This window comes from Dactylosporangium sp. NPDC006015, assembly GCF_040614215.1.
Lineage (GTDB): Bacteria > Actinomycetota > Actinomycetes > Mycobacteriales > Micromonosporaceae > Dactylosporangium > Dactylosporangium maewongense.
This window is the reverse complement of sequence record NZ_JBEXUD010000035.1, coordinates 94,894-107,626: the sequence shown is the minus strand read 5'-3', so window position 1 is coordinate 107,626 and position 12,733 is coordinate 94,894. Positions and strand designations below refer to the sequence as shown.

General features: G+C 73.5%; 13 protein-coding genes. 4 read left to right on the top strand and 9 right to left on the bottom strand.

Going from position 1 to position 12,733, the window contains the following annotated elements:
- Positions 1-4: 4 nt before the first annotated feature.
- The 5 genes from ABZ321_RS41715 to ABZ321_RS41695 all read right to left on the bottom strand — a co-directional run bounded on the left by ABZ321_RS41715 (position 5) and on the right by ABZ321_RS41695 (position 4,325).
- Positions 5-976 (bottom strand): DUF1702 family protein, encoded by a 972-nt coding sequence (locus tag ABZ321_RS41715; protein WP_344508706.1) that lies wholly within the window; start codon positions 974-976, stop codon positions 5-7.
- A 111-nt stretch (positions 977-1,087) separates the two neighbouring features.
- Positions 1,088-2,080: a DUF1702 family protein gene (locus ABZ321_RS41710; RefSeq protein WP_354901247.1), complete on the bottom strand. Its 993-nt coding sequence runs from the start codon at positions 2,078-2,080 to the stop codon at positions 1,088-1,090.
- A 54-nt stretch (positions 2,081-2,134) separates the two neighbouring features.
- Complete coding sequence (locus ABZ321_RS41705) at positions 2,135-2,710, bottom strand: copper resistance protein CopC (RefSeq protein ID WP_344508710.1); 576 nt, start codon at positions 2,708-2,710, stop codon at positions 2,135-2,137.
- Positions 2,711-2,712: 2 nt separating this feature from the next.
- Complete coding sequence (locus ABZ321_RS41700; RefSeq protein ID WP_344508712.1) at positions 2,713-3,279, bottom strand: hypothetical protein; 567 nt, start codon at positions 3,277-3,279, stop codon at positions 2,713-2,715.
- Positions 3,237-4,325, bottom strand: a complete 1,089-nt coding sequence (locus tag ABZ321_RS41695) for a carboxymuconolactone decarboxylase (RefSeq protein WP_344508714.1) — start codon at positions 4,323-4,325, stop codon at positions 3,237-3,239. Before ABZ321_RS41695 ends, ABZ321_RS41700 begins: the two co-directional genes overlap by 43 nt.
- A 341-nt stretch (positions 4,326-4,666) precedes the next feature.
- Here ABZ321_RS41695 and ABZ321_RS41690 point away from each other — a divergent pair, with 341 nt between their 5' ends.
- The 3 genes from ABZ321_RS41690 (at position 4,667) to ABZ321_RS41680 (ending at position 7,955) form a co-directional block, all read left to right on the top strand.
- Entirely contained in the window at positions 4,667-5,197 is a 531-nt protein-coding gene (locus ABZ321_RS41690) for a DUF5987 family protein (RefSeq protein WP_354901267.1), read from the top strand.
- Entirely contained in the window at positions 5,194-6,831 is a 1,638-nt protein-coding gene (locus tag ABZ321_RS41685; protein WP_354901244.1) for a GMC family oxidoreductase, read from the top strand. Before ABZ321_RS41690 ends, ABZ321_RS41685 begins: the two co-directional genes overlap by 4 nt.
- A 125-nt stretch (positions 6,832-6,956) precedes the next feature.
- Entirely contained in the window at positions 6,957-7,955 is a 999-nt protein-coding gene (locus tag ABZ321_RS41680) for a carboxymuconolactone decarboxylase family protein (protein WP_354901242.1), read from the top strand.
- A 70-nt stretch (positions 7,956-8,025) separates the two neighbouring features.
- On the opposite strand, the gene ABZ321_RS41675 is transcribed toward ABZ321_RS41680, so the two are convergent.
- The 3 genes from ABZ321_RS41675 to ABZ321_RS41665 all read right to left on the bottom strand — a co-directional run bounded on the left by ABZ321_RS41675 (position 8,026) and on the right by ABZ321_RS41665 (position 10,507).
- A complete protein-coding gene (locus ABZ321_RS41675) occupies positions 8,026-8,475 on the bottom strand; it encodes an SCP2 sterol-binding domain-containing protein (RefSeq protein ID WP_344508720.1) in 450 nt (149 codons plus the stop codon).
- Between the two features lie 103 nt (positions 8,476-8,578).
- Positions 8,579-9,526 carry an acyltransferase domain-containing protein gene (locus ABZ321_RS41670; RefSeq protein WP_354901240.1) on the bottom strand — a complete coding sequence of 316 codons (948 nt, stop codon included), beginning with the start codon at positions 9,524-9,526 and terminating at the stop codon, positions 8,579-8,581.
- A 21-nt stretch (positions 9,527-9,547) separates the two neighbouring features.
- Positions 9,548-10,507 (bottom strand): SDR family oxidoreductase, encoded by a 960-nt coding sequence (locus ABZ321_RS41665; RefSeq protein WP_354901238.1) that lies wholly within the window; start codon positions 10,505-10,507, stop codon positions 9,548-9,550.
- A gap of 85 nt (positions 10,508-10,592) precedes the next feature.
- Between ABZ321_RS41665 and ABZ321_RS41660 the strand changes: the two genes are divergently transcribed.
- Positions 10,593-11,444, top strand: a complete 852-nt coding sequence (locus ABZ321_RS41660; RefSeq protein ID WP_354901236.1) for a helix-turn-helix transcriptional regulator — start codon at positions 10,593-10,595, stop codon at positions 11,442-11,444.
- 22 nt (positions 11,445-11,466) lie between these two features.
- Here ABZ321_RS41660 and ABZ321_RS41655 read toward each other — a convergent pair whose 3' ends face one another.
- Positions 11,467-12,669 (bottom strand): sensor histidine kinase, encoded by a 1,203-nt coding sequence (locus tag ABZ321_RS41655; protein ID WP_344508728.1) that lies wholly within the window; start codon positions 12,667-12,669, stop codon positions 11,467-11,469.
- Positions 12,670-12,733 lie beyond the last annotated feature (64 nt).

Below are 12,733 nucleotides of genomic sequence, written 5' to 3'. Positions count from 1 at the left end.
CAGGTCACCTTTCCGTGGCCGGCACGAGCGCGTGCTTGATGCGCTGCCGCCAGATCTCGTAGGCGGGGATCTCGTCGTCGAAGGGCAGCCCGATGAGCGCCTCGTCGGTCACCTTGGCCGCGGCGGCGGTGGACTGCTCGCAGAAGACCCGGGTCGCGACCTCGTTGTGCGCCACGACGAGCCCGGCCCGGACCCGGGCGCCGGCCGCGAACGCCGAGCCCTGCGCCACATCCGCGGCGTACTGGCCGGCGGCGTCGCGGAACCAGGTCAGCTCGGCCTCGTCGGCGCCGCCGGCGTACGTGGCGGCCAGGCCGGCGCCGGCGTACAGGTCGGCGCGGCGGCGCTCGTCGAACTTGTCGAACGCGGCGACGACGCGCCGCGGGTCGGTGCCGCACACGAACCAGGTGGCCCGTCCGACCCCCTGGTCGGTGGCGCGGGCGGCGTACCAGGACGGCCCATCGGCCGGCCACGGGAAGGACTCGTCCTGGTAGCACTCGTGCACGTAGCGCTGGGTCTTGAAGTAGGCCTGGTGGAAGCCGTAGCCGTCCAGCACCAGCCAGCGCAGCAGCGGGTCCGGCGCGTGCAGCGTGTTCCAGCGGAACTTCGGGATCCGGGCCATCGCCCAGCCCACGCCGACGTACACCATGTAGATGTGGTCGTCGGCGGGGCCGGCGAGGAAGTCCTCGACGTGCCGGCGGCCGCCGACGGGGAGCCCGTCGCGGACGCCGAAGGCCATGGCCGCGCCCTCGTAGGCGAAGCCGCGGTAGGCGTGCGGGATGTCGGCGAGCCGCGCGTCCGCCTCGGCCGGCTGCCCGACCTCGGCGGCGATCGCGTACCCGGCGAGGAACTGACGGCCGACGTTCTCCAGCCGGTCGCGCGCCTCGGCGTTCTTCACGTGAAAGCCCCGGACATCCATTTTGGTTTCCGAGACGTTTGGCGTCAGGACGCGCCGGCGGAGAGATTGAAACATCGTCATTTCGGGTTCCCCCAGATAGACCGTTTCAACAAATTGTCGTCGACCTATATAGGTGACGTCATCTCCGCCATTGCGACCGTTGCATTCCCTGAACGCGGCGAGTGCCGGTTCCTACCGCACGGACGCGGCCGGCACGGCGACGGCCGCACGGATCTTGCGGCGCCACGCCTCGTAGTCCAGCTCCCCCTCGACGGTGGTGCCGCCCACCGCCACGTCGTCGGCGAGCTCCGCGGCCCGGGCGACGGTCAGGTCGGTCAGCGCCGCCACCGCCACCGCGGTGTGCTCGGGCTCGAAGCCGGAGAAGACGCGGGCCTTGGCCGCGAAGACCGAGCCCTGCGCGACGTGGGTCCAGTGCTCCCCCGACTCGCGGCGCAGCGCGGCGAGCCCGGCCGCGTCGCTGCCGCCGGCGAACGTCGCCGCCAGCCCGACGCCGCTCCACAGGTCGGCCTGCCGGTCGGCGGCGAAGCGGCCCACCGCGGCCGCCACGCCGGGCACCTGCCCGCCGTGGATGAACCACAGCGCCCGGCCGATGCCCTGGTCGCAGGCGCGCTGGAAGTAGTCGGCACGGCCCTGCCACGGGTAGGCCGCCAGTCGCTCCTGCCGGTCCACCCACCGCTCGGTCTGGAAGTAGGCGCGGTCGAAGCCGTAGCCGTCGACGGCGAGCCAGCTCATCGTCGGGTAGTACGGGGTGCCGGTGAGGTCCGGCAGGATCTTCTTCCACAGCGGCCGCGGCAGCCGGGCCATGGCGAAGCCGATGCCGATGTAGGTCAGGAACGTGTGCGGCACCGCCGGCCCGGACAGCAGGTCACGGGCCCGGTGGCCACGACCGCCGGCCATCGCGTCGAGCACCGTGACCGCCATCGTCGCGCCCTCGTAGGCGAAGCCGCGCATCTCCGGCTCCACCAGCTCCAGCCGCTGGACCAGCTCCGTCTGCGTCTTGGTGTCGATGCCCCACTCGAAGCCGACGAGGACCGCCTGCGGGATCGCCTCGAGCCGGCGGGTCGCGTCGGTCGGCTCGACCGGGAACCCCCGCTGCGCGAAGGAGACCTCCTTGAACGACGGCGTCAGCACCAGGCGCCGCAGGGAACCGAGTGTGCTCGGCATGGTCGTGCCTCCTCAAACCTGGATCGGTCCGGCCGGAGGCGGGCGCCTCGGGCCTCAGGGACGTCGCAACCGGCGTCCCAGGCGCAGCAGCACCGCGAACGCGAGCGCGAGCAGCAGCACCGCGTCGACGGCGAGCAGCGCCATGTTCATCGGGTCGTCGCTGATGTGCTGGTGCCCGGCGGCCGCGGCGGCGGCCGGGTCGTCGCCGCCGACGGGTGCGGCGGCCACGCCCACGCCGAAGCGGGTCACCGCCGACAGCTCCGCGCCGCCGGCCAGCCGCACGTGGTACGCGACGAGATACGTGCCGCCGGTCAGCTCGACGGGCACGGTGAGGGTGTTGCCGTCCAGCCGGACGGGGCCGGTCGTCACCGGCAACCCGCCTTCGGTGGCGACGGCCAGGTGGTAGTCGTACGTCGCGAGCTCACCGGTGAACGTCGCGGTCACCGCGGCCGGTGCGGTGGTCACGGTCGCGCCGTCGGCGGGGTCCATCGTGGACAGCCGGGCCGGCGCCGGCTCCGCCAGCAGCGCGAAGGCCAGGACCGCGGCGGCGACCGCCCCGATCACCCAGGCGACCGGGGAGCGCAGGGCCGAGCGGAGCCCGCGGGCGCGGGCCCCGCTCGACGTCGTCATGGTCATACGGCGCCGGCCGCGACCAGCGGCCTGGCGCAGTTGCACGGTGCCGCCTGCGCCTCCGCGCGGTTCGGGCGCATGTGCAGGATGACCGCGACCACCATCGGCAGGAAGACGATGGTGTTGTAGAACAGGTGCAGCTCCACCCGCGGGAACACCGTCTGCAGCACGCTCGTGGGCACCGCCGCGCCGAACAGGAAGTGCCCGGTCTGCGCCTGCAGGAACAGCAGCAGGTGCTCGATGTGGTGCCAGAACTGGATCGCGAGGGCGATCGTCCACCAGGTCCGGGCCCGGCCGGTGAACGCCCCCCGCAGCGCGAACAGCGCCACCAGCATCACCAGCGCGTAGCCGTAGTGCAGCCACTCGCTCTTCACCAGCCACGGGTAGGCCAGCCCCAGCACGCCGCGCGACTCCTTCAGCGGCCAGTGCAGCACCCAGATCTGGTACGCCTGCGCCAGGTGCTCGGCCCAGTGCGCCAGGACCACCACCATGAACAGGTTCAACCCGACGCGGTGGAAACGGCCGTTCAGGCCGCCCGGCCGTCCCTGCGCCAGCTCGACTCTCGCCACTTCGACTCCTCTACATTGCCGGTGGTGCTCACAAACGGCGCCGCCACGGCGCGGGCCGCCGCCATCCGGTTGCCGATCAGCCGCGACGCGGCGAAGGCGGACCACGCGACGGCGTCCACGAGCGCGGCGTCGGCGGGCTCGACCCGGCGGAACTCGGCCACCGTGCCCTCGTCGACCTGGTAGGACGACAGCGCCGTCAGCAGCGCCAGCCGGCCGGCGGGCCGCTCGTGCGCCGGCAGGTCGGCGATCAGGTCCTCGCACCACGCTGTGCTCAGGCCGGTGTCCTCGCCGCGCCACGCGTCCAGGCGGTCCAGGACCAGCCGGCGCACCGAGAGGGGCAGGGACCGGGCGCCGGCGAACTCGAACGCCTGGTAGGAGCGGGCGATCGCGCCGGCGATGTCCCGGTTGGCGCCGGCCCAGGCCGCGTCGACCGGCATCGGCGCGGGGCCGAGCAGCCCGACGGACCGGCCGCCCTCGCGCGGCGTGCGCAGCGTCGGGCGCAGCAGCCGGCTGATGCCCTGCTTCATCCGCCGCCGCGAGCGGGGCCCGAGCCCCGGCGGCAGCAGGAAGTTGGAGAGGAACACGTTCACCATGCGGCTCACGTAGTGGAAGGCCACGACGACGCCGAGCAGCTCGGCCCGTTCGGCGGCGCTCAGCCCCACCGGCTCCGGCGCGGCGTCGTCGAGCTGATGCCCGGTGCGGGCCCACGCGGTCACCGCGCGCAGCTCGGGGTCGAGCATCGCCTCGACCCGGTCGCCGGCGACCGCCTCCGCGTCGTGCTCGCCGGTCAGGTCGTACATGCCGACGCTGTGCATCTCCACGCAGTAGGGGCAGATGTTGGCGACCGCGACGGCGGCGGCGACCGCCTCCTTCGCGTCGCGGCCGACGGTGGGCCCGGCGAGCGGCTCGCGGGTGAGCATCCAGTAGGCGGCGAGCAGGTCCGGCGACGGCGAGTGCAGCTGCGCCGGCGGGACCACGAGCCGCATCTCGTCGGCGACCTGCGCGTAGACCTGCGCCACCACGCCGGAGGCCGCCGGTAACGACACCGGCGTCACATACCTGACCTGTCGCTGGATCACCGAGGAAGCCACCCGACTGATGACCACAGCCGCCTCCCGTCGTCGTCGGGCTGCACTGCCCGCAGCCACCCCGCTGCTGGGCCACACTAGCGACGCGACAATGCCGCTGGACATAGCCGAACATCGAGCTGACACAAACAGCGCATGATTGAAGAACCGTCAATTCCGCAGCACAGCCGGAGATGCATTTCGATGGCTTGGACGGGCAGGATGCCGCTAACTCTTCTCGCCTTATGTCAGGAGTTGCCGTGCAATCCGACACCACTGCCGCAAGTGTGTCCGATGTGGACATCGAGCCGCTCCAGGCGATGACCATCGAGGCGTACGCGGACACCATCATCCCCGGGGAGCGGCGCTTTCCGGATGACCGGGTGTGCGCGGGTTCGGCGCCCGGCGGCGGTGCGGTCGCCGCCGGCGCGCTGGAGCTGCTGACGTGGTCCGCCGGCGGGCTCGCCGAGCAGCTCGGCACGTTCGCCTTCCTGCTCGACATGCACGCCACCGAGTACGCCGCCGAACACGACCTGACCCTCGACGACGACGTCCCGCCGTTCGTGGCGCTGGACTTCGGGCACCGCACCGCGCTCGTGCGGCGGCTCACCGACCCCGGCCACCCGGAGAAGCAGATCTGGGTCGGGCTGGCGCTGTTCAGCAACATGGCCTACGACAGCGCCGCGCACATGAACACCACCGACGCGCTCGCGGCGGGCCACCCCGGCCTGCTCGCGATCGGCTACGCGACCCCGGAAGCCGACGGGCTGTGGCGGTTCCCGCGGTTCTCCTACGGCCGCCAGCTGGCCCCCATCCACCCGAACACGACCCCGACCGGGAGCCCGGCATGACGTACGTGGAATCGACCGACGTCCTGGTGATCGGCAGCGGCTTCGGCGGCGCGATCACCGCCTACCACCTCGCCGCCGGCGGCGCGAAGGTGGTCGTCCTGGAGCGCGGCCCGTGGCTGGAGGCCAACGAGTTCGACCACGACTTCAAGCTCGGGTCGTCCTACACGCGGGCGTTCGACTTCGTCGTCGGCGACGGGATGAGCATCCTCGGCGGCAACTGCGTCGGCGGCGGCAGCGTCGTCTACTTCGCCACGATGCCCCGCGCGCCGCGGTTCGTCTTCGAGCGCCACGGCAGCATCGGCCGCCGGATGTGGCCCGCCGCGATCACCCGCGACACCCTCGACCCGTGGTACGACGTGGTCAGCGAGGCCCTGCCGATCACCCCGCAGCGCTGGGAGCAGATCCCCTACGCCGGCGGCCTGTTCGCCGCCGCGTGCGCGCACGCCGGGCGCACCGCCAACCCGTCGCCGTCCGCCGTCGACGTCAGCAAGTGCACCAACTGCAACTGGATGATGGCCGGCTGCCGCTTCGACGCGAAGCGCTCCCTGCTGCTCAACTACCTGCCGGGCGCGCTCGCCCACGGCGCGCAGATCCGCCCGCTGCACGAGGTGCAGCGGCTGACCCGGCACGACGACGGCTCCTACCGGGTGCACTACCGCGTCGTCGACGACGAGGACTACCGGATCCTGCACGACGAGGGCGCGATCGACGCGAAGATCGTCATCGTCGCCGCCGGCAGCGGCGCCACCCCGGTCATCCTGCAGCGCTCCGAGGCCGACCTGGGCACCATGCCGCACGCGGTCGGGCGGTACTTCTCCGGCAACGGCGAACGGCTCAACACCGCGATCTTCAACGAGGACCGGGTCCGTGACGTGCTCGGCCTGGACCGCGGCGACGGGGTGCCCTACGAGGCGTACCAGATCGGCCGCGGCCCCACCGTCGCCAGCTGGGACAAGCTCGACGGCTCGCTGCCGGAGTACGAGCGCTACTCGCTGGAGCAGCTGTACTTCCCGCCCGGCCTCGGCACGATCCTGGCGCAGGTCAAGGACCCGTCCGCGGCCAGCTGGTTCGGCGTGGAGAAGAAGGAGATGCTGCGGACCTGGAAGTCGTGGCTGACCATCTTCACGATGTCCGAGGACGACAACGAGGGCGTGTTCGGCCCGCCGCCGGAGACCGGCAACGCCCATCGGATGTCGCAGCAGATGCTCGGCCACGGCCCGCTGTCCTACAAGCCGACGAAGAACACCTGGCGCGGCTGGGACCTGTCCGACGCCGACGTCAAGGACATCCTGGAGCGCGACGGGCTGGCGACGGTGACGCCGTGGACCAACGACCTCATCGGCGCCTACACCGTCCACCCGCTCGCGTCGTGCCGCATCGGCGACGACCCGGCGACGTCCGCCCTCGACGACTCTCACGAGCTGCGCGGCCACCCCGGCATCTTCGTCACCGACGGCTCCGCGGTCCCCGGGGCGCTGACGGTCAACCCGGCGCTGACCATCTCCGCCCTCGCCGAGCGCGCCGTGCCCGGCATCGTCAAGGCGCTGCAGGCCCGCGGCGTCGCCGTCACCTACGGCGCGCCATCGCCCACCGGCCAGTCCTTCGCCCGGCGGCCCGTGCTGAACCGGTCCTAGCCCCCTCCGGCCACTGGAGCCCGCCGGACCACCTTCCGGCGGGCTCCTTTTTCACCCCTGTGAGGCTTCCCGTGTCCCTGTTCACCCGTGTGGCCGGTCGCATCGCGCTGCCCCACATCGGTCGCGTGACACCCGTCGAGCCGTCGTCCGCGACCGGTCTCGTCGGTCAGGTGTACCGCCAGGTCGAACGCGACTTCGGCATGCTGGCCCCGCCGGTCGCGCTGCACTCGCCGGCGCCCCCGGTGCTCGCCGCCGCCTGGACGATGCTGCGCGAGACGCTGCTCGTGACCGGCACCGTGCCCCGCGCGACGAAGGAGGCGGTCGCCGCGGCGGTCTCGGCGGCCAACGCGTGCCCCTACTGCGTCGAGATCCACGGCGCCGCCCTCACCGGCCTCGGCGGCGGACCCGACGCCCAGGCGATCACCGCCGGCCGGCCCGACGACGTCGCCGACCCGCGGCTGCGCGCGATCGCCCGCTGGGCCCGCGACCCGGTCCTCGGCGGCGCGGTGCCGTTCCCCGCCGAGCAGCTGCCGGAGCTCGGCGGCGTCGCGGTCGTCTTCCACTACATCAACCGGATGGTCAGCGTCTTCCTGCGGCCCTCGCCGCTGCCGCCGCTGCCCGCCTTCACCCGCCGCGGCACGCTGTGGGTGGCCGGGCGGATGATGGGCGCCTTCGCCCGCCGCGAGGCCTCCCCCGGCGCGTCGCTGGACCTGCTGCCGCCCGCCCCCGTGCCGCCGGACCTGGCGTGGGCCGGGCAGACCCGCATCGCCGACGCGTTCGCCCGGGCCGGCGCGGCCGTCGAGGAGGCGGCCGTCCCCGTGGTGCCGGAGCGCATCCGGTACCTGCTGCTGACGCGGCTGTCCGAGTGGGACGGCAGCCCGCCGGGCGTGTCGGCGTCCTGGGCGGACGCGGCCCTCGCGGGCGTGCCCGACGACGAGGTGGCCGTGGGCCGGCTCGTCCTGCTGACCGCGCAGTCGGCCTACCAGGTCGGCGACCGCGCCGTCGGCGCGTTCCGCGACCGCGACCCGCGCGACGCGTCGCTGGTGGCGGCGGTCTCCTGGGCGGCGCTCACCGCGGCCCGCTGCATCGGTGCCCGCCTGCCCGACGGCGCACCGGCCGTCTGACACGAAAAGACCGGCGGCGCTGTGCATCATGCGCCGCCGGTGCCGGTCGTGCCGTGGCTCGTGCCGTGGCTCAGGCCTTGGGCACGTCGAACAGGTTGGGCACCCGGGCGGTGAACGCGATGTCGCCCTTGGCCTTCATCTTGCCGAGCATGAACAGCGCGATCGGGCTCGCGTTGCCCGTCACCATCTTCAGGAAGTCGACGGCGCCGATGCTGAGCTCCAGCGTCGGCGTGCGGTCCGGCCCGGGCGACAGCGTGCAGGTGCGGTCGGCGATGACGAGCTCGTAGGTGTCGGCGCCGCCGTCCGGCCGGTCCCCGACCTTCCAGTGCAGCACCGCGTTGGCCGAGCCGGCCCGGTCGGCGCGGAACACGCCGGGCATCCGCACGAACACCTCGTCGAGCACCGCCCGGCGCTGCTCGCCGGTCATGAGCCTGCGCAGGTCCCCGGCGGAGCTGCGCTTCACCACCTGGGCGAACTCCGCCTGCGGGAGCGTTGCCGGGTTGACGTCGGGCACGGTCATGGCTATCCCCTTCCACCACCCGCCGCATCAAGCCGATGCAAGGCGGCTCTGCCCAGCACCCTAGACATCGACGCCCGCCACCACGTCTCCATCCGTGCGGGCTTTACCGCAGCGGGAAGCGCCCCTTGCGCCACTGGAAGTGGCCGCCGGCCTTGAAGTGCTCGACGACGGCGCGCTGCAGCGCGGTGGTCTGCGGCAGCTGGTCGAGCGGCGTGGTCAGCGTCCGGAACACGAACCGCCGCACCTCGACGTCGGGGTCGATCTTTTCCGCCTCCTCGTACGGCTCCAGCTCGAACCGGCGCTGGAACCGCACGATGTTGGAGTCCTCCGGCAGATACTCCAGCAGCTGCGGGTCCAGCAGCCACGACCCGCAGGCGAACTCCGTGTAGGCCTCGTCGGGGAAGTGCACCGGGAAGAACGCGCGCGCCTCGGCGAGGGACGCGTCGATCGCCGCCGGCGTCAGCGGGCCGGAGTCGGGCACGTGCAGGTCGATCGCGCCCACGCCGCGCTGGTGCTGCAACCGCCCCAGCTCGTAGACGCCGCCCCGCCAGTGCAGGCTCAGCCAGGCCTGCATGACCGGCCAGCCCTCGCCCCGCATCCGCCGGTCGACCGCCAGGTTGCGCCCGAGGTCCGCGAGCGTCGCCCACGACACCTCCTCGGCGACGCCGTGCTCGCGGTGGTACCCCATGACGGCGTCCACCAGCGCCAGGTAGACGTACACGTAGAGATGCCGCCACGCCGGGCCCCGGTCGCGCGGCAGCTCCGGCCCGGGCACCAGCCAGCCATACCCGCCGAGGTCCGCGCGCACGAGTGCGGCCGAGCGGTCGAGCAGCCACCGCAGCTCGTCCGTCCACAGTGGGGAATCCGGGTCGGGCCACCCCGCCATGATCTCGGCGGCGTCGTCCGGCCCCACCCCGAGCCGCTCCAGCATCGCGGGCGCGGCACCCTTGGCGGGCAACGCCGCCGGCGCGGGGTCCCCGGCCAGGCCGTGCACCCGCGCGATCTCCTCAGCACCCACCCCGAGCCGGGCGGCGATGTCGTCCAGATCCACGCGGACGACCCTACCTGGCATCTACCTGCCGAACGGGGACACCGCCGCCGGGAACGTGACGCGGGCGAGGCGCTCCGAGATCTCCCAGGCGCGGGCGGCGTCGGCCTCGCCGCGGAGGCGGGGGTAGACCGGCTGCTCGGCGGGAGCACCGGACAGGTGCTGGAACCCGCTCGGGCCGTAGAGGCGGCCGCCGCCCGCGTCCGGGGAGGTCGCCGCGTACAGGGCGGGCAGCAGCGCGGACTCGACGGTGCCGAAGAGAATCCCGTGGCGGCCGAGCGCGCGGATGAGGCGGCCGCCCGCGGTGGCGCGGGCCCGGCCGACCTCGGGCCGCGCCTGCAGCAGGCTGGTGGCGGCGACGCCCGGATGGGCGAGGTTGCTGGTGATGCCCCAGCCGCCGGCCCGGCTGCGCCGGTCCAGCTCGAGGCCGAACAGGCCGAACGCGATCTTCGACTGGCTGTAGGCCCGCATCCCGTCGTAGGAGCGTTCCCAGTTCAGGTCCTCCCAGTTGATGGCGTTCTGGTTCGCGGCGATGCTGATCTGCGAGGTCACGCGGGCGTGGCCGGCGCGCAGCAGCGGCAGCAGGTGGCCGACGAGCGCGACGTGACCGAGGTGGTTGGTGCCGAACTGCAGCTCGAAGCCGTCGGCGGTGGTCTGCCGCTGCGGCGGCGTCATCACGCCCGCGTTGTTGACGAGGATGTGGATCGGGCGGCCCTCCTCGCGCAGGGCGGCGCCGAGCGCGGCGACCGAGGCGAGCGACGACAGGTCGAGCTCGCGCAGCGACAGGCCGGCGTCCGGGTGCTGCTGCCTGATCGTCGCCACCGCGGCCTCGCCCTTGCGGCGGTTGCGCACGGGCATGACGACCTCGGCGCCGGCGGCGGCGAGGCGGGTGGCCAGGCCGAGCCCGACGCCGTCGCTCGCGCCCGTGACGACGGCGAGCTGTCCGTTGAGACTGGGAACGGTGATGTCCGGTTTGCGGGTCATGTCCCCACTGTGCGCGCGCTCCGCGGCCGTATCCACGGCCTCTCAATCCCAGGCTCCGCTCCGGCGACGGTGGTAGAACCGAGGGATGATCGACCGTACCGGGCTCGCCGGGTTCCTGCGGCGGCGCCGCGAGTCACTGCAGCCCGAGGACGTCGGCCTGCCGCGCGGGCAGCGCCGCCGGACCGCCGGCCTGCGCCGCGAGGAGGTCGCGACGCTCTGCCACATCTCGGCCGACTACTACAGCCGCCTGGAGCGGGAGCGCGGGCCGCACCCGTCCGAGCAGATGATCGCCTCGATCGCGCAGGGCCTGCACCTGTCGCTCGACGAGCGCGACCACCTCTTCCGGCTCGCCGGTCACCGGCCGCCCGTACGGGGCACCACCAGCGCCCACATCAGCCCCGGCCTACTGCGCATCCTCGACCGGCTCGCCGACACCCCGGCCGAGGTCGTCACCGAGCTCGGCGAGACGCTGCGGCAGACCCCGCTCGGCGTCGCGCTCACCGGCGACCTGACCCGCTACACCGGCCCGGCCCGCAGCATCGGCTACCGCTGGTTCACCGACCCCGCGTGCCGCGCCCTGTACCACCCCGACGACCACGCGCTGCACTCCCGCGTCTTCGCCTCCGGGCTCCGCGCGAGGGTCACGCTGCGCGGGCCCGACTCCTACGCCGCCCACCTCCAGCGGCTCCTGCTGGAGCGGAGCGAGGAGTTCCAGGCCGTCTGGGACGAGCACGAGATCGGCGTCAACTACAGCCACGTCAAGCGCTTCATCCACCCCGAGGTCGGCCTCCTCGAGCTGACGTGCCAGGCGCTGCTCGACCCCGACCAGTCGCACTCCCTGCTGGTCTACACCGCGGTCCCCGGCAGCGAGAGCCACGAGAAGCTCCAGCTGCTCGCCGTCATCGGCGCCCACCAGGTCGTCGCCACCGACGCGTGACGCGGGGCGCGTCCGGCCCAGGTCATGACCGGACCGGGACCGGCAGGGTCAGCTGGACCATGTACCCGCCCTCCGGGCGGGGGCCGGTCGACAGCGTGCCGCCGTAGAGCCGGACGCGTTCGCGCATGCCGAGCAGGCCGTAACCGGGCTCCGGCCACGACTGCTCCACGACGCCCCGGCCGTCGTCCACGATGCGGGCCGTCACGGCGCCGGGGCGGTGCTCGACGGTCACCGTCGCCGTGGCGGGGCCCGCGTGCTTGAGCACGTTGGTCAAGGACTCCTGGATCACCCGGTACACGCAGAGATCCAGGTGCGCGGGCAGCGGCGGCACCGGGTCCACGGTGTGCACCTCGACCTCGACCGGCAGCCCGGTGGCCCGGACCCGGTCGACCAGGTCCCCGATCCTCGCCAGGCCCGGCACGAGGGTGCCGAACCGGCCGGCGTCCTCCTCGTCCACGCCGACGCGCAGCACCATGAGCAGGCGCCGCATCTCCTGCTGTGCCTCCCGTCCGGCGCCGGCGATGGTGTCCAGCGCGGTCCGCGCCGTGGGCGGGTCGGAGGCGAACACGTAGCGGGCCAGGCCGACCTGCACCGAGATCACGGACATGTGGTGCGCGACGACGTCGTGCAGCTCCCGGGCGATCCGAACGCGCTCCTCGGCGACCGCGTGCCGGGCCCGGTCCCGCTGCTCCCGGCGCAGCCGGGCGGTCAGCACGGCGAGCTGCCGGTTGCGGTCGGCGAGGGCCCGGGCCCCGCCGCCGAGCACCCAGACGCCGGCCAGCACCAGCAGCGGCTGGATGACGACGACCAGCGGCGGCAGGGCGGGCGCCTTGACGCCGCTGAAGCCCACGACGGCGGCGGTGACCACCGAGCCGGCGACGGCCCACCGGCCGGGCCGCAGCACCACGACCGTGTACAGGCCGAGGACCGGCCCCCACCACAGGAGCGAGGGCGGGTAGCCCAGCTGGAGATAGCCGGTGTACCCCGCGCAGGTCGCCAGCAGCGCGGACATCGGCCACCGCCGGCGCGCCGCGAGCGGCAGGCAGGTCAGGCAGCCCATCAGGACGGCGAGCCCGTCGAACCGGCGCCAGTCCGCCGGCTGGTACGCCAGGCCGGCCAGGCAGGTCGCCACGGTCAGCCCGGACGCGAACAGGGCGTCGACCACGGGCGTCGACAGCCCGCCGAACCGATCGGCCGGCGTCGACCCGGACATCGACTTCCGCATCGACGCAGATTAGCGGCACGGACCCGCGTTGCCGTCAACCTCGCGTCGTAGCGGCCTGCAACCA

Bases quoted from the DNA above. Each gene is read 5' to 3' on its own strand.
- ABZ321_RS41715 (WP_344508706.1), bottom strand. From the start codon at position 976: ATGACGATGTTTCAATCTCTCCGCCGGCGCGTCCTGACGCCAAACGTC.
- ABZ321_RS41710 (WP_354901247.1), bottom strand. From the start codon at position 2,080: ATGCCGAGCACACTCGGTTCCCTGCGGCGCCTGGTGCTGACGCCGTCG.
- ABZ321_RS41705 (WP_344508710.1), bottom strand. From the start codon at position 2,710: ATGACGACGTCGAGCGGGGCCCGCGCCCGCGGGCTCCGCTCGGCCCTG.
- ABZ321_RS41690 (WP_354901267.1), top strand. From the start codon at position 4,667: ATGACCATCGAGGCGTACGCGGACACCATCATCCCCGGGGAGCGGCGC.
- ABZ321_RS41685 (WP_354901244.1), top strand. From the start codon at position 5,194: ATGACGTACGTGGAATCGACCGACGTCCTGGTGATCGGCAGCGGCTTC.
- ABZ321_RS41675 (WP_344508720.1), bottom strand. From the start codon at position 8,475: ATGACCGTGCCCGACGTCAACCCGGCAACGCTCCCGCAGGCGGAGTTC.
- ABZ321_RS41665 (WP_354901238.1), bottom strand. From the start codon at position 10,507: ATGACCCGCAAACCGGACATCACCGTTCCCAGTCTCAACGGACAGCTC.
- ABZ321_RS41660 (WP_354901236.1), top strand. From the start codon at position 10,593: ATGATCGACCGTACCGGGCTCGCCGGGTTCCTGCGGCGGCGCCGCGAG.
- ABZ321_RS41655 (WP_344508728.1), bottom strand. From the start codon at position 12,669: ATGCGGAAGTCGATGTCCGGGTCGACGCCGGCCGATCGGTTCGGCGGG.